This window comes from Paenibacillus alba, from assembly GCF_013204855.1.
In the GTDB taxonomy this organism is placed as follows: domain Bacteria; phylum Bacillota; class Bacilli; order Paenibacillales; family NBRC-103111; genus Paenibacillus_E; species Paenibacillus_E alba.
In genome coordinates, this window is the sequence record NZ_JABMKZ010000008.1 from 52,525 (window position 1) to 69,736 (window position 17,212).

Below are 17,212 nucleotides of genomic sequence, written 5' to 3' on the forward strand. Positions count from 1 at the left end.
AAAATGTGTATGGAGTCAGCCTAATCGGCAGGTTATAATGGGCTATGCAAGTAATGATAACGATTATCATTATTACTGATAAAATTCATTGCATGATAACCGACATTAGCTGAGGGAGTTGGCACAAAGAATGGCAGAGACATTAAAAGGGCGCATACGGGGGACTCATTGGCTGGTCGTGCTCCTTGTTATTATGGTAAGTTTGGCAGGCTGCAGCGATAAGCAGGGGAAATCAAGCAGCGAGGGAGTCACGGGAACCAATAAACAGACGGACAGTGGGACAAGAATAGTCAAGGATGCTTTCGGTGAAGTGAAAATTCCCATTAAGCCAAAGCGAGTGGCAGGCATTTACTTGGAGGATTATATGTTGGCCCTGGGCGTGAAGCCGATTGTACAGTGGTATCATCCATCGTGGGGGAAGCAGGATTATTTGGGGATGCCGGGTGCTGAAGTTCCATTGTTCGATATCACTGGCAGCTTCGAGCCGCTGATTGAGCAGAATCTCGATTTAATTATTTTGAATGCCGGGATAGATCAAGCGGGCTACGAAATGTATTCGAAGATTGCTCCAACCTATCGGTTGACCCGCGATGTGACTACGAACCCTGCAGCGACACTGCGAACTGTTGCCGATCTGCTTGGTGTTCCTGAGAAGGTAGACAGCGTATTGAAAGACTATGATCAGAAGGTAGCAGATGCCAAATTGAAGCTGGAAGCGGCCATTGGCAAGCAAACCGTTGCTGTTGTGCGTCTTGATGTCGGAGGAAAGCCGGAGCTGCGCCTGTTCGGTCAGAATAATGCCTACACGGGCATGATTTACAAAGACCTCGGTTTGGAGCCGTTTCCGTGGGTGAAGAGTATCGAAGCCCATGAAGTTATTTCACAAGAAAAAATACCGGAGTTTACTGCCGATCATATTATCATTTTCCCTTCTGATGGGAAGTGGGACTCAGAGTCCAATAAGAAGGCTGTTGCACTGCTTGACGATCCCATTTGGAGAGGCATTCCAGCTGTGAAAAATGGTCATGTGTATAAGCTTGAACGTTCGCATTGGCAATCGGGGGGCATTACAGCGAATCGGATGAAAATTGACGATCTGTTGAAATTTTTAGTGAAATAAACGGTCCAGTAAACACATCATTAGGATATAAAGGGAAAGCTTTTCATGCAAGATTGAAGAGCTTTCCTTTTTGTTTTATAATAATGATAATGATTCTCACTACAACGAAATGAGGCGTGTAAGATGAAAAATGAGACGGCATCTCGCCGCTATCCTTTCGTCATTTATATGATGACAGGTATCCGAAAACTCCATATGGTCCCATTTTCTAGTGAAGAGTGCAACGCTCTCGATGGCGAGTACATGCTGTTTGCCGTTATGGATGGAGCAGCAGAAATGAAGATAGGAAGTCGTTCCTACGGACTGATCAGGGAAAGTCTGATTGTTGCACAGCCAGGTCAAGCCGCGCTCAGCTCTACACAAGAAAACAGCCTCTCTCTCTACTTCGTCACTTTCAAAGCGTTTCGAGTTTCGGATACAACTGCGTGGCGATACGAGTCGCCGGAGGCTTTCCCGTGTATGGGCGCTTTAACTTGCGTACCGTTCTCACAATGTGTTGATCTACTAGAAGCAATTGAGCAGCATAGTCCCGATGATAATGATTTGATGAGGTTTTACAACCATGTGCGGTTCGAGGAGCTGATTCGTCTTTTCCTACAGCAAAACACGAGAGCGGTGCCAGCATTGAACTTGCGTGATAGTGTGAAAAGCTCGATCGACTATATAAGCGACCATTATGCCGATCAAATGACTGTGTCTCAGTTGGCTTCGGATGCGAACGTGTTTCAGTGGCAATACACGCGGATATTCAAGGAACTGACTGGTCAATTCCCGCTTGAATTCATTAATAAGCTGAGGATCGACCATGCTAAGCAGTTGCTGCTAAAAACAGAGGATCGGATTCACGAGATTGCCCAGCATGTCGGCTTCAATAACGAGTTTTATTTCAACCGCCGATTCAAGAAATTGGAGGGCATAGCACCAGGGAGGTACAGGCATCATCATCGGGGGAAGATGCGCATCGTCTCTTTGCTTATGGAAGATATACTCCTCACTTTGGGAGTTACGCCGATTGTGCAGTGGTCGCATGCAGGCTGGGGTCGGCAAGAATATTTAAGGCTAAATGCGGTTCCAGCTTTCGATGTGCTGCAGAATAGCTTTGAACCACTGGCGACATTCAATCCAGATTTAATCATCGCACGAAGAAGTGATTATGAATATCGAACCAATCAATACGAGCAATGCAAGCGTTTTGTGCAGACGGAGATCATCACGCATGATGATGAGGATTGGCACTCGACATTGCGAACAGTGGCGAATAGGTTGGGGCGGATCGATCAAGCGGAGCTGGCTATCCAGCAATATGAGACCAAAGCAGCTAAGGCCAGAAGTTTGTTAACCCGCTCAATCACAAATCGGACGTATGCTTTTCTGCGTATATCCGCCAAGTGCATTAGTGTTGATCAGACCTACACGAAGCCCTTTCTATGGGGGGATTTGGGGATTGTCCCACACCCGATGGTGCAGGAGTTAACCTATGAAGCGGGCAGAAAGGGTGTGACTTGGGAATGGCTGCAAGAGCTGGAGGCCGATTATATTTTCTTCGCTTTTGATAAGTGGCACGAACAAGAGGCGGGCTCAGAAAGACGTCAAGTTGCCCATCCATTGTGGCAGACCATTCCCGCTGTACGCAATCGTCATGCCTTCGAGGTCGATTTTATGACGTGGATGAACCATGGCTACCTAGCCAACAGCAAAAAAATAGACGATGTACTGAGCATGCTAGTCAATTAATGGGTGGAAGAGGCGGCGGGCAGCTGCCGTAATATTTTTTTGTAAGCGATTTAAAAATTAATTGACAAACTTTGAACAGGAGACTATTCTAAGATTACTTAAACGTTTACTCAGCTAAAATCATGTTAGACTAAATAATGATGTTATGCAAAGAAGGTAATGTACGCTATGAATCCTGCGACAATTAAAGATGTGGCCAAGGCAGCTGATGTTTCTGTCGCTACAGTTTCCCGAGTGCTTCATAACCTCACCGGCTATTCAGATAAGACCAAACAAAAGGTCATGCAGGCAGTGGAAGAGTTGGGGTATCAACCTAATGCGATCGCAAGAGGGCTCGTTAATAAGAGGACACAGACGATTGGTGTTCTGTTCCCGCATGTGTCCAGCAGCTTCTCATCTGATATTCTTCATGGAATTGAGGAAATTGCTCAGGAAAAAGGGTTCAGTGTTATTGTGTGCAACACGGCTGAAGAAGGCAAGCGGACCATGAAGTATTTGCAAGTCCTCCGGGAGAAGCAGGTAGATGGCATTGTCTTCACAAGCGAAGTGCTTAAGGATGAATACTTTCAAGCAATCAAGGAAATGAGAGTTCCTGTCATCCTTGTAAATACGATGTCTCAGAAACATATGATACCTTATGTGAAGGTTGATGATCATCAAGCGGCCTATCATGCGACAGACTATCTCATTCAGAAGGGTCACCGGGAGATCGCCATGATCAGCGGTTCGCCTAAAGACCGGATAGCGGGTTTACCACGCTTGGAAGGGTATCGTCAGGCTTTGGCTGACAATGGAATTGAATACATCGAATCGCGAGTGGCGAATGGTGATTTTAATCTGGAGGGCGGCACGGAAGCCATGAAAAAGCTGCTGGCTGAAGCACCTCCGTTTACGGCTTTGTTCGCAGCAAGCGATGAGATGGCCATCGGTGCAATGAATGTTGCCTTGGAACGGGGGATTAAAATTCCGGATGATCTTTCGATCATAGGTTACGATGATTTGAAATTTGCCAGAATGATCTATCCGCCATTGACGACCATTCATCAACCATTGACAATGATGGGGCGCATGGCATCGGAGAAATTAATTTCGTTAATCGAAGAAGATTCAACGCAAGTGTCGAGCAGCATTGTAAGTCATCATCTGGTAGAAAGACAAACAGTGCGATCCAAGCCTTGAAAAGGGCTTCTTTTTCAGATTATTTAGTAAACGTTTAACATGATGTTGTAATTTTCCAGTAAAAAAGGTCTTGCGATAGTTGAAATAAACGTGGTTTACTCTTTAAGGGTGGTGGTGTGAAGCGCTTTTTAAGATTCATATTTTTTACCTCATTAAGTTAAACGTTTACTTTAATAAATATCAGCCTTACTCATAATCTCATTTATAAAATGGAGGTCTTACCGATGAAAAAAACAACGACAACTATTTTTACAAGCGTCCTCGCCCTTTCGGTACTAGCAGGCTGCGGAGGCGGAAAAACGAACAGTGAATCTTCTTCCAATACGACAGCTCCTGCTGCAAAAGGGGAAAAAGTGAAGTTGGAGTTTTTCCAGAATAAAGCGGAAGCCAAAGCTTCTTTCGATGCTCTGGTCAAAAAGTTCAACGATGCAAATCCGAACATCACAGTGACTCAAGTTAACCCGCCCGATGCGGAAACAGTCCTGAAAACGCGTGTAGCCAAGAAGGACATTCCCGATATTATTGGCCTTGGAGCAACGGATACGTTCGCTCAGTTATCCAAAAGCGGTTTATTTGCTGATTTTTCGAATGATTCCCTTACAGCCACTATCCAGCCGTCCTACATAGACATGTTGAAAAAGCTGACAGGCACCGATCAATTATACGCTATTCCTTTTACAGCTAATGCCAGCGGTGTTATTTACAATAAGACCATGTTCAAAGAATTGGGGCTAAGCGTTCCAAAAACTTGGGATGAATTGATGGCTACCGCGCAGAAAGTGAAGGATGCCGGTAAAACTCCGTTCTATCTGACGATTAAAGACTCTTGGACGGTGATGGTGCCTTTTAACTCCTTGTCGACCAACATCGTAGGCATTGATTTCTATGATAAAAGAACAAAAGGCTCAGTTAAGTTTGACAGCCCAGAATTCCGTGAAGTGGCTGACAAACAGTTGAAACTTCTGGATTTTGGTCAAAAGGATATGATGGGCAAAGGCTACAACGATGGCAACACGGCTTTCGCTAAAGGTGAATCCGCAATGTACCTGCAAGGTGTATGGGCCATTCCAGAAATTAAAAAAGCAAATCCGAGCATAGATTTGGGTGTGTTCCCATTGCCTGCTACTAACGACCCTTCCAAGAATAAAGTTATTTCCGGCGTTGATACCTTGCTGACGATTTCCAAAAACAGCAAGCATGCGGAAGAAGCTAAGAAGTTTATTGAATTTATGCTGAAACCTGAGAATGTTCAAACTTACATTGACGAGCAAAAAGCGTTCTCAGCTGTTAAAAACGTGAATCAAACCGATGCAAGCGTACAGGATCTGAATGCTTCGTTCGCCAGCGGCAACATTGATGACTTCTCCGATCACTACATTCCTGGTGCTGTTAAAGCCGATACGATTATCCAAAGCTACCTGCAGAAAAAAGATGTCAATGCTTATGTGAAACAATTTGATACCGAGTGGGATAAAGTTGCTAACCGCAAGTAAACGCCGAAGCACATAGAAGAAGGGCGCCGTAAGGCGCTCTCTCCCTATTTATTAAAGGAGGATCATCATGGTTTCAAAAAAAGCGGCGTATTACAGTATGGTCATACCAGCATTGCTCTTATTTTTCGCATTTCATACCTTTCCTGCCTTGCAAGGCATTTATTACGCTTTTACGAATTGGGACGGGTATAGTGAAGCGTACGACTTTGTTGGCTTTAAGAATTTTATTGGCCTCTTTCAAGATAACAATGTGATGAACTCATATTTGTTTACTTTTAAATACGCGATTGTCGTCACCATATTCATTAATGTGATAAGTTTGCTTATTGCATTGGGTTTAAACTCACGGATCAAATACCGTAATTTCTTCCGAGGGGTTTATTTCCTCCCTAATGTGCTTGGGGTACTTATTGTCAGTTATATTTTCAACTATTTATTTTCCAACATTGTTCCGACGTGGGGAGAGAAATTAGGCATCGAGTTCCTGTCTACTAACATTCTCGGCAATGAGCAATGGGCCTGGATCGGTATCGTTATCGTTGCTGTATGGCAAGGGATTGCGTTTAACACGATTCTTTATCTGTCCGGACTTCAAACGATTCCACAAGATATCTATGAAGCATCCAGTTTGGACGGAGCGGGTAAATGGCAGACGTTTTGGAAAATCACATTTCCGATGATTTCTTCCTTCTTCACGATCAATATGGTTTTGGCTATGAAGGGTTCCCTGATGGTATTTGACCAGATTGTCGCATTGACAGGAGGCGGACCTGGTCGCGCGACACAGTCCATTGCCTACTTGATTTATCAAGGCGGCTTCCAAGGCGGAGAGTTTGCGTATCAAGCCGCGAATGCTGTTATTTACTTTATCGTGATTGTCGTCATCTCCGTCGTACAGCTTAAATTTTTGCAGAATCGGGAGATGGATGCGTAATGACAAAACATTCCACGAACTGGATCGTCACGAGTTTGATCGCTCTGGGATCATTGCTGGTTTTGTTCCCTTTATATATGGCAGTTGCTATCGCTCTCAAAAATCCGGAGGAAATGGCGAAATCGGTGTTTTCGCTCCCAACGGGATTGCACTTCGAGAACTTCAAGAATGCCATTGAGGCGACCAACTTTTTCTCGGCTTTAGGGAACAGCTTTGTTATCACAGTATGTTCTGTTGGTTTCATTCTGTTGACCAATTCGCTTGTTTCCTATGCGATTGCGCGGAATATGAACAAGAAGTTTTTTAAAGGCTTGTACTTCTATTTCATTAGTGCGATGTTTATTCCTTTTCAAATTATTATGCTTCCGATTGTAAAGCTGACAACGGATTTGCATATGAACAACATGCCAGGGTTAATTATTCTTTACATTGTGTATGGACTCGCTTTCAACATATTTGTGTATGTTGGCTATATTCGCACCATACCGGTTGAATTGGAAGAAGCTGCAACGGTTGACGGAGCCTCCACCTATGGAACCTTCTGGCGTATTATTTTCCCGCTGCTGGCACCGATTAATGCGACGATTGCCATTTTAAGCTGCTTGTCGACGTGGAATGATTTTATGCTGCCGCTTATTATTCTAGGTAAACCGGAATCGTATACACTTCCTCTCGTGCAGTATGTATTTCAAGGCCAATTCAGTACGGATTTTAACTTGGCATTTGCCTCGTATCTGCTTGCACTCGCCCCGATGGTTATCGTCTATCTGATTGCGCAAAAGTGGATTATTAATGGCATTACGCAAGGTGCTGTGAAGTAAACAAGTGGATAGGAGTGTCAATATGAACAACTTGAATAGAACTTGGTGGAAAGAAAGCGTTGTGTATCAGATCTACCCCCGCAGCTTCCAAGACAGCAACGGTGACGGCATCGGGGATATTCCCGGCATTATTTCGAGATTGGATTACTTAAAGAACCTTGGGGTGGACATCATTTGGCTGTCTCCCGTCTACGAATCTCCCAACGATGATAACGGCTACGACATTAGCAACTACCAAAGCATTATGGATGACTTCGGCACGATTGGCGATTGGGAGCAGCTGCTCTACGGACTGCACAGCCGCGGCATGAAGCTGATCATGGATCTTGTTGTCAATCACAGTTCGGATGAGCATGTATGGTTTGCTGAGTCTCGCAAGTCCTTAGAGAATCCTTATCGGGATTACTACATTTGGAGGGACGGCCAAGGCGGGCAGGAGCCAAACAACTGGTCTTCCTTTTTCAGTGGATCGGCCTGGGAGTTAGATGATGCGACGGGACAGTATTTTCTTCATCTATTTTCCAAGAAGCAGCCAGACTTGAATTGGGAAAATGAAAAAGTGCGCCGTGAGGTGTACGACATGATGACTTGGTGGCTCGACAAAGGAATTGATGGCTTCCGGATGGATGTCATTAACCTGATCAGCAAGGTACAAGGCTTACCGGACGCGGCGGGCGAGGGAACCTACAATTTCGGCGGAGAACACTTCATGAACGGTCCGCGAATTCATGAATTTCTACAGGAAATGAACCGTGAGGTCTTGTCCAAATACGATGTAATGACCGTGGGTGAAACGATAGGCGTGACTCCGGAAGAAGCAATCAAGTACGTTGGCGAGGATCGGAACGAACTGAATATGGTGTTCCAGTTCGAGCTGATGGATATTGATTCCGGGCCTGGTGGAAAGTGGAATGTCCAGCCATGGACACTTCCTGCGTTTAAGCGCATTATGAGCAAGTGGCAGAACGAGATGTATGGCAAAGGCTGGAATAGCTTGTATTTGAACAATCATGACCAACCGCGAATGGTTTCACGTTTTGGGAATGATGGCGAACTTCGCAAGGAATCCGCCAAAATGCTGGCTACGCTGCTTCACACGCTGCAAGGGACACCTTATATTTATCAAGGTGAAGAGCTTGGTATGACGAACGTCAAATTCGATTCGATCGATCACTACCAAGACATCGAGACGCTTAATATGTTCAAGGAATACCGCGAAGCGGGACATAGCGCTCAGGACATTATGGCTTCCATTTACAGCAAGGGAAGAGATAATGCCCGCACCCCAATGCAGTGGGACACTACTTTGCATAGCGGTTTTACAACCGGGTCGCCGTGGCTTACTGTAAATCCGAATTATACGCAGATCAATGCCGAAGAAGCACTGAATGATCCAGATTCCATTTTTCATTACTACCGCCGTTTAATTGAGCTTCGCAAGCAGCATGATGTGATCGTATACGGAAAGTATGACTTGCTTCTGGAACAGGATGAACGCATTTATGCGTATACTCGGACTTTGGGAGAGGAGCGCTTGCTGGTTGTTTTGAATTTCTATGAGACGCCTGTAACCTTCGAGCTTCCGAATACGGTTGCCTGTACATCAAGTGAGCAGCTCATAGGCAACTATGAGATAAATAAAGATTTGGATTTGCAGCGTTTGGAGCTTCGTCCTTATGAAGCTCAGGTATTCAAGCTAAACTAAACGTTGATTATGAGGCCTCTCGGCGCATTTTGAGAGGCCTCTTAGTTGTTATCAAATTTATATGAAAAGCACCGCCATTCGTGATTCACGATTGCGGTGCTTTTTATGATTTCAAAGGGAAGAAAAAACAATTTAGGGAAGAAATGAGGTTGATGGAAATTCAAGCGTTTTGATAATGACTAGCAAGGAGGACACTGCTCGTTTCCTAATTCGCGAGATAGATAAAGGAAGAGTTAGCAAGGATAAGACTGCTATATATGTATACGCTTTTTTGACTATATTTCTACTTGATAGTCATGTAGTAATCAACTAGTATGTGTTATGTAATATGACATATTAAAACTTGAATATTAATTTATTGAAGGGGGAGTTAAGGGGGAGGTTGGGTTTTATATCTAAAACCTAACATATATATTTACTTTTTAGTGTTTACTGAAGATTTCATGATAATCCATAATCAAAATGTCACATTTACTTACACGGGAGGGAACCATGAATAAATCATTGAATAGAAGCTTTTATAGAATTGCAATTTTGTTGCTCCTCAGCATCTCGATGAATGCCCTGCTCTTGCTCAATCCGTTTGGGGTCTCTACGGCCAGCGCTTCATCAGTCACCAGTCCCTCTACACCGACAGTTCAACTGTCCGGTCCAGCCTCCATCAGTGTAAATGAACAAGTGTATGTGAATGTTTCACTGATTGGAGCACCAAATGATTCAACCGTAGGTAAATTTGTGTTTGCCTATAATCAGGAAGCCTTTGAATACATAAAAACGACGTCGTCCAAATCCAGCTTAAACATCGTAAGTGAAAATAGCGCGCCTGGCCAAATCAGCATCGTCGTGACCGATTCTGCGGGAGGACTGACTCAAACGGGTCCAGTACTTGCGTTAGCCTTCAAAGCCAAGACGGCGACAGACCTTAACGGAATCACGGGTTCCGTAGAGCTGGGGCTCTCTGATGGCAGCATCATACAGACGCAGGCTTCCTCCATGCCACTCCAAATATCCAGCATGGTTCAGGGCGATCTTAACGGCAACCATGTTTGGGATGTCGGAGATCTTGCTTTATTAATGAAATACTTCGGTATCGATGCCCAGAATCCGAACTGGGGATTCGTTTCATCCGCAGACTTCAACAATGACGGCATCATCAATATCGCGGATCTTGCGTATCTTGGCAAAAAAATTGTTTACGACAACGGACAGCCGTTTCAACTCATGGAAGCTGATATTATGGGCATTCAGAATGAGATGGCAGCCGGCAAGTTGACGTCGGTGCAACTCGTTCAGATGTATTTGGATCGGATTGCTGCTTATGACAAACAGGGTCCAACGATTAAATCACTGATTACGATTAATTCAAATGCTGCAGCAATTGCCGCAAGTCTGGATCAAGAACGCAAGGATACAGGTCCGCGTGGCCTGCTGCATGGAATCCCAATCATTGTGAAAGACAATTATGACACCGTCGACATGCCTACAAGTGCTGGGTGTACCTGTCTGAAAGATAACCAGACCGTGAGCGATTCTTATATGGTCAAGAAGTTAAAGGATGCCGGAGCCATCATATTGGCCAAAGCCAATTTGAGTGAATTTGCCATCAATACAGACACGAATAGCTCACTAGGCGGCCAAACGAAAAATCCTTACGTATTGACCCAAAATCCAGGTGGTTCCAGCGGTGGAACAGGAGCATCCATCGCTTCTAATTTCGGGGTTGCTGGGCTGGGTACGGATACAGGCGGTTCTATTCGAATTCCTTCCTCCTACAACAGCATCGTTGGGATTAGACCTACAATCGGCTTGACGAGCCGAGATGGCATCATTCCGTTGGCACTTTCCCAGGATGTTGGCGGTCCAATGACGAGGACAGTAGCAGATGCAGCTATCATGCTTGATGCGGTGAGCGGTTACGATCCTAATGACATTGTAACAGCAGGCAGCATTGGCAAAAAGCCGACAAGCTATACGAATTATTTGGTTAAAGACGGGCTTAAAGGCGCGCGTATCGGGCTTGTCACCAATACGTCTGTGATCGGCAGCAATCAAGAAGTGCTTAGCCTGCTGAACAAAGCGGCTGACAGCATGCGGGCTCAAGGCGCGGTTGTCACGAATGTCTATATCCCTAATGCAGACACCATTGTGGGCTATTCGAGCTTAAGCGCCTATGAATTCAAATACAATTTAAATGATTATTTGTCCAACCCGCGCTTGGTCAATCCTAGTTCCGTTCGCTATCATTCACTAACGGATATTGTCAATTCCCAAACGGATTTCTTGTCTTCTCTGAAATCTACATTAACCACGAGAAACAATGTGGCGTCACTGGATACCAATCAAGATTACAAAGATATTTTGTTATTCAGAACGCGTTTGACGCAGCAATCGCTGCTTCGTCTAATGGCCGACAATAATCTCGATGTCCTGCTTTATCCAGCTACTACGACACCGACCAGCGGCGGCAACGCCAACCGTCTAAGCCCGTTCTCCGGCTTCCCAGCAATCAGCGTACCGGCAGGTTACGTAACTAACGGAACACCGATTGCCATTGAGCTTCTTGCTCGACCTTATGAGGAAGGCCAGTTAATCAAAATTGGTTATTCCTATGAGCAAGCAACACATAACCGGGTAGCACCGAAAAGTGTACCAGCGCTGCCTTAATACGAATCCGACTCGATAGACATCATGCGATCCAAATAAATGGATGATAGGGATTCCTAATGAGGGGAGATCCTATCATCCGATTCTTTAAATGAGAAGGGACGAACCTGGCTATGGCGCGTAAAAAACAGGCTCTATTTATGATGGTATTGCTATTCATCCTGCTACTGCCGCAACAAATCATGGCGGCACCCTATTCACCATCGATTTCTTTAGAAGCTTCCAAGAATGTCCTGAACATGGGTAAAGAATTCACAGTTACTGTAAAAGGTAGCAATCTGGAAGATGTCTATGCGTATCAGCTAAATCTGTATTTCAATCCGAATCAATTGAAGTTCAAGCTGGGTAGCGAATCGACGTCTATCGTCGGTTTCAGTACACCCGTTGCATTTTCTGAGGAGGGCGGAACCCATCTTGTGTTTGCCCATACCAAGTCAGGGAAAGCAGCTGGCGACAGTGGAGCGCAAGATCTTGCTACCTTTACCTTCACAACGACAGGTTATGGTTCAGCTAGCGTTGCTTTGAAAGATACTTTGCTTATCGACTCCAAAGAGTCTCAATCTACAACATCTGTCGCATTGGTCAGCACTTCGATTGTTACCACAGGCGATGAAGGAAGCAGCAGCGGAGGAGGCAGAGGAGGAGTGCCATCCAAAGAAGATATCATTGCCGCTGAGGGTGGATCGTTGACTTTACATGGCGCTACAATTGATGTGCCCGCCGGAGCTCTTGATAATGATATTAAGGTGACCGTAGATAAAGTAAGCGATATTTCTATGCTGCCCGTTGACTCATCGCTCAAATTAATAAGTGATGTCTATGAAATTAAAAAAGATAAAGAAGGCGAGTTTAAAAAACTTGTTGTCATTACCTTGCCTTTCGACAAATCGGTAGTGGACTTTACAAAGTCTTTTGTAGGTGTATATTGGTTGAATGAACAAACGCATACATGGGTTCTACTGGATGATCTGCACGTGGACCAAGTTAATGGGACGGCTTCAGGATCTGTTAAGCATTTCACCAAATTTGCGGTTTTGATTTCCGCTAAAAAAGATTCTGATCTTGCTGGAACTTCTTTTGCCGATATCAAGGGACATTGGGCTGAAGCTAGCATCCGTGAGTTAATCAAGTTAGGTGCAATCAACGGATATCCAGACAATTCTTTTAAACCAGACAACCAAATCACGCGAGCTGAATTCGTTGCCGTTATCGTCAAGGCTTTGAATCTGAAAGCGCAGGCTGCCTTGAATTTCGATGACACGTCGGCACATTGGGCAAAAAATGAGATTGCAATTGCCGCTGCACTTGGTGTGGTGAACGGCTATACGGAACAGGCTTTTGGTCCTGACGATGTCATAACAAGAGAGCAAATGGCAGCGATCGTCATTCGTGCCGCTCAGATAGAGCCGGTTAGTAAGAACATTGATGTTACCGATAGCCCGGCGATATCGGATTGGGCACGTACTGCTCTTGCGACCGCTATGGCCAAAGGATTGGTTGATGGTTATGAAGACCATACAGTGAAGCCGCAGGCGAACACATCTCGCGCCGAAGCTGCAACTGTCATTCTAAGAGCGCTGAAATTAACGAAGTAAACGCAGTCTGAAAGAAAGCTGATGACCCAGGGGATCGGTACACAATGAAAAAAAGTTAAAGGACTTATCTAAAAGGTCCTTTAACTTTTTTTGAATTAATTTACTTTAAAATGGTTGACCGATTGTCTCAAGTTCTGGGAAATGCTGCTTAACGAATGGGCGGAACCTGCCATGCCGCTCAGAGAGTCAAGCTGCCTTCCGGTCGTTGCGGCAACTGCTGTTGCCGAAGAAGCCGAGCGATGAGCGATGGTGTTCATCTCCTCGATGGTCACGGACACCTGTATAGAGCTTGCCGCCAACACTTGAGCGGCAGTTGCCGCTCCCTGGATGCTGCGATTGACATCCTCCGCGGAAGAAACAATGTTCGCAAAGGATACTTCCACTTGCCCAATGCTCTCCAGTCCCTTATCTACCTCGCCTAGTCCCTGCTTCATCGTAATGGCTACTTGGTGCGTATCTGTTTGGATCTGCTTGATCATTGCGCCGATATGCTTAACCGCATTAGCTGATTGCTCAGATAGTTTCTTGACTTCTTGAGCGACAACAGCGAAACCTCGTCCGTATTCTCCTGCCCGTGCCGATTCAATCGCTGCATTCAGGGCTAGCAAGTTAGTTTGCTGCGATAAATCTCCAATCAGATTGACAATGTTGCCGATATCGCGGGAATGTTCTTCGAGTTTCCGAATCCCTTTTTCGCCATGGACGACGGCTTCGCTAATGTTATGCATCACATGAACGACGGTTTGTACAGAGGAGTCGCCTTTCCTTGCTTGCAGTGAAGCTTCCGCAGCCATCGACGAAACTTCTACGGTAGAGTCTGCAATCTTTCTGAGGCCATCTATAATTTGATCAATGGCCACGCTGGTTTGTTCAGCGCCTAACATCTGATCACTTGCTCCTGCAGCTACGCTCTCTATGGATTGCTTCACCTCGCCAGCGGCCTCAACATTGCGTTCGCAATGTTCGAGGAGCTGATTGGACGACCCTGCGACGGTATCGGATGTGTCGCGTATTTGCTTAATCGTGTCTCGGAGATTCAGGGTCATACGATTTAGTGAATGAACCAAAAGCCCGATTTCATCGCGGTTTTTGACGTTAATGGCTGAGGAAGAAAGGTCTCCCTCGGCGATTTTTTGCAGGGTGGCGGATACTTGTCTCACTGGCTCGGCAATATTGGCTGAGAGGAGGAGCGCCAGACCAATGGAGAGAATAACCGCAAGAGATACCGCAATTCCGGTGTTGCGAACAGCGCTGTAGTAGAGGCCTTCGCTGCTGTTGGATAAAGTTACAGCACCGTCGAAATTCAGTTTGCCTAGGGCATCGATCTCTTGCTGCATCGATTCATAGGCTTCTTTGGACTTCTTCAGCATCTTGGAAATCTGGTCAGCATAGGCACCAGCACCTTCCACGAAATTGACCCTTGTTGCCATAATGAATGAATCCGAGTATACGTCTTTATAGGCAGACCATTTGGCCTTCAATTGTCCAACATGCATGCGTTCCTCGTCACTTTGCACTTTTTGGCTATAAAGCACCAAATTATCGTCGATTTGCTTGAAAATCGCGCCAGACTGCGGGATGAACTGCTTTTTATTATCCTCATTCGGTTCCATAATCATCGTAGCCTGCAAGGCTAGCATTTGTTGCGCAAGCAAATTAATTTTGTTGATGGTATTGATTCCCTGCAAGGAAGAGTTAGTAATTTCTCCTGTCAGTTTTTGCATGGATGACATATTAATTAGCCCGGTAAAGCCAACGATTGCTGACAAAACGATCGTAATCAGAAAAGAGCCGAGCAATTTTTTGCGCACCGTAAAGGGCTTTGCCTTTGCTATTACACGACCAGCGTTTCCTCTGAATACGGCTTTGCAGAAGCCTAGCCATTCCTTATTGCGTTGTTGAATCCAGTTCCTCCGCTTGGAGAATTTGATGTTGTGCATGCTTGCCCTCCGTTTTGTAGAATATATAATAGAGTTAGTTTAACGTACATTAATTCGGAGAAGGTAAGCGGTGTTCAAAGAATTTGTTAAATTTATCAATAAAAACTATGTCTGATTATAGATTTTATCTATATCAAAATTAATTAATGACATTAATTAGTTGTATTGATTGTACCAACTATAGTATATTTTAATCATCATTCGGAGGTCTTGGGTACCTGTCGGTGGTAAAGGAGGTACATCATGGACACACATACATTCGTTCAAATTTTGAAAAGCGAACTCGTTGTCGCTCTTGGCTGCACAGAGCCGGTGGCAATAGCTCTTGCTGCGGCAAAGGCAAGAACTTATATGCCAGGGCACATTGACAAAATTACGGTGAAAGCCAGCGCTGGAATTATCAAAAATGCACTTGCTGTCGGCATACCTGGAACGAAGCTGACCGGGATCGATTTAGCTGCAGCATTAGGAGCTATTGCCGGGCAAGCGGAGAAACAGCTTGAAGTCCTCGCAGATATTAAATCAGAAGATATATCTATGGCTCAGTATATGGTTGAGCAAGGCCTATCTGTTTTCCAGCTTGCGGACACAACAAAGAAGCTATACATTGAGGTCATTGTCGAATCCGAACAAAGATATGCCAAGGTTGTTATTACAGATAATCATACGAATATTACGCTGATCGAAGTCGACGGGCAAGTTGTGGACACAGGGGGCTGCGCAAATGCCAGCTTCAAGAGTTCCAAAGAGGATCGGAACGAGCTAACGATAGACACTATTGTGGATTTCGTGAATATTGTTAATCTTGAAGACCTCCACTTGGTCAAACAAAGTATTGAACTGAACCGTAAAGCAGGTTTAGACGGTTTGGCGCATGCCTATGGGCTTGAAGTTGGGAAGACGATTAAGGAAAATGTGGCAATAGGAATATTGTCCGACGACCTGACTTCGCATGCCATGGCTCTAGCAGCCGCTGGATCGGATGCCCGTATGGCTGGATCCAGCATGCCAGTCATGGCGAATTCCGGCAGCGGCAATCAGGGCATTGCAGCGACGAACCCTGTTATCGCGGCAGCTGAGAAGCTAGGTTCATCGGAGGAACAACTCATTCGTGCCGTTGCTTTAAGCCATTTGGTCACGATTCATATCAAATCCAAGTTCGGCCGATTATCCGCCTTATGCGGAGTTACGGTATCCGCTACGGGAGCAAGCTGCGGCATTGCCTATTTGCTTGGCGGCGGAAAAAAGGAGATTAAAGCAGCTATTCAGAACATGCTTGGCAATGTGACGGGCATGATGTGTGATGGAGCCAAAGGCGGCTGCGCGATGAAAGTAGCGACCTGCACGAGTGCAGCAGTGCAATCTGCGCTTCTCGCTTCCAAAGGTATGTCCATTTCATCGACGAATGGCTTTATCGAAGAAGATGCCGAGAAGACCATTGATAACTTTTGCCGGATTGGGAATGAAGCAACTTCGGAAATTGACAAGCTTGTTCTCGAAATGATGATGAATAAAAATAGGTAGTATAGAAGACATTCTTGTGCTGAACAAAAAGACCGGAATTCCATGGATATGGGCTTCTGGTCTTTTTTAAGTTCTGGATCGTGGCTTGTCGGGAGTACGCAGAGCATACGGGAAACCGTGCTTTCGCAGCGGAAATGCTGGAACCTGCTCGACTGGGCGCCGATGGATCAATCGGATGATGGCATTGTTACACATCAGAATGTGATGCTGGCGTTCGAACATATTCAGCATGCAGACGCAAGTGATGGCGCTTCTAGCAGGCGTTGCGGAAGGGGAGCGGTATGCAACGCTTAATACCTACTTGACTGACACTCCGGAAGGATTTGTACCGATCGGCGAAGGATAAGGATTTTGCCTCATAGACCGCATGCGAGCGTATTGCTCGGTGCGGTTATTTTTGTCATTGGACGCTCTCAATTCCTCAAAAAAGAGTAAATTTGTTACTGACGATAAATAAATCTATTCCTTACTTTATAGGGACTTCGTAGGTAATAATGAATTAA

The 17,212-nt window shown here is 45.2% G+C and carries 12 protein-coding genes; 11 read left to right on the forward strand and 1 reads right to left on the reverse strand.

Features of this window, described 5'->3' with window-relative positions:
* Window positions 1-130: 130 nt before the first annotated feature.
* The 9 genes from HQN90_RS13350 (at window position 131) to HQN90_RS13390 (ending at window position 13,245) form a co-directional block, all read left to right on the forward strand.
* Entirely contained in the window at window positions 131-1,120 is a 990-nt protein-coding gene (locus tag HQN90_RS13350) for an ABC transporter substrate-binding protein (protein WP_173218978.1), read from the forward strand.
* A gap of 123 nt (window positions 1,121-1,243) precedes the next feature.
* A complete protein-coding gene (locus tag HQN90_RS13355; protein WP_173218981.1) occupies window positions 1,244-2,854 on the forward strand; it encodes a helix-turn-helix domain-containing protein in 1,611 nt (536 codons plus the stop codon).
* Window positions 2,855-3,022: 168 nt separating this feature from the next.
* Complete coding sequence (locus tag HQN90_RS13360; protein WP_173218984.1) at window positions 3,023-4,033, forward strand: LacI family DNA-binding transcriptional regulator; 1,011 nt, start codon at window positions 3,023-3,025, stop codon at window positions 4,031-4,033.
* Between the two features lie 224 nt (window positions 4,034-4,257).
* Window positions 4,258-5,526, forward strand: a complete 1,269-nt coding sequence (locus HQN90_RS13365; protein ID WP_246362317.1) for an ABC transporter substrate-binding protein — start codon at window positions 4,258-4,260, stop codon at window positions 5,524-5,526.
* Between the two features lie 67 nt (window positions 5,527-5,593).
* Complete coding sequence (locus tag HQN90_RS13370; RefSeq protein WP_173219001.1) at window positions 5,594-6,460, forward strand: carbohydrate ABC transporter permease; 867 nt, start codon at window positions 5,594-5,596, stop codon at window positions 6,458-6,460.
* On the forward strand, window positions 6,460-7,281 hold the full coding sequence (locus HQN90_RS13375; protein WP_173219003.1) for a carbohydrate ABC transporter permease: 822 nt from the start codon (window positions 6,460-6,462) through the stop codon (window positions 7,279-7,281). The genes HQN90_RS13370 and HQN90_RS13375 overlap by 1 nt, the downstream gene beginning before the upstream one ends.
* A gap of 22 nt (window positions 7,282-7,303) precedes the next feature.
* A complete protein-coding gene (locus HQN90_RS13380; RefSeq protein ID WP_275942577.1) occupies window positions 7,304-8,986 on the forward strand; it encodes a glycoside hydrolase family 13 protein in 1,683 nt (560 codons plus the stop codon).
* A 492-nt stretch (window positions 8,987-9,478) separates the two neighbouring features.
* Window positions 9,479-11,650 (forward strand): amidase family protein, encoded by a 2,172-nt coding sequence (locus HQN90_RS13385; protein ID WP_246362318.1) that lies wholly within the window; start codon window positions 9,479-9,481, stop codon window positions 11,648-11,650.
* A 113-nt stretch (window positions 11,651-11,763) separates the two neighbouring features.
* The gene (locus HQN90_RS13390; RefSeq protein WP_173219007.1) at window positions 11,764-13,245 is read left to right on the forward strand and encodes an S-layer homology domain-containing protein; all 1,482 of its coding nucleotides are present in this window, start codon (window positions 11,764-11,766) and stop codon (window positions 13,243-13,245) included.
* Window positions 13,246-13,340: 95 nt separating this feature from the next.
* Here HQN90_RS13390 and HQN90_RS13395 read toward each other — a convergent pair whose 3' ends face one another.
* Window positions 13,341-15,185 (reverse strand): methyl-accepting chemotaxis protein, encoded by a 1,845-nt coding sequence (locus tag HQN90_RS13395; RefSeq protein WP_173219010.1) that lies wholly within the window; start codon window positions 15,183-15,185, stop codon window positions 13,341-13,343.
* A 243-nt stretch (window positions 15,186-15,428) separates the two neighbouring features.
* Between HQN90_RS13395 and HQN90_RS13400 the strand changes: the two genes are divergently transcribed.
* Together HQN90_RS13400 and HQN90_RS13405 are read left to right on the forward strand one after the other, a co-directional pair.
* Window positions 15,429-16,709 carry an L-cysteine desulfidase family protein gene (locus HQN90_RS13400; RefSeq protein ID WP_173219012.1) on the forward strand — a complete coding sequence of 427 codons (1,281 nt, stop codon included), beginning with the start codon at window positions 15,429-15,431 and terminating at the stop codon, window positions 16,707-16,709.
* Window positions 16,710-16,751: 42 nt separating this feature from the next.
* Window positions 16,752-17,003, forward strand: coding sequence for a hypothetical protein (locus HQN90_RS13405; RefSeq protein ID WP_173219015.1), 252 nt, complete (start codon window positions 16,752-16,754; stop codon window positions 17,001-17,003).
* Window positions 17,004-17,212: the final 209 nt, after the last annotated feature.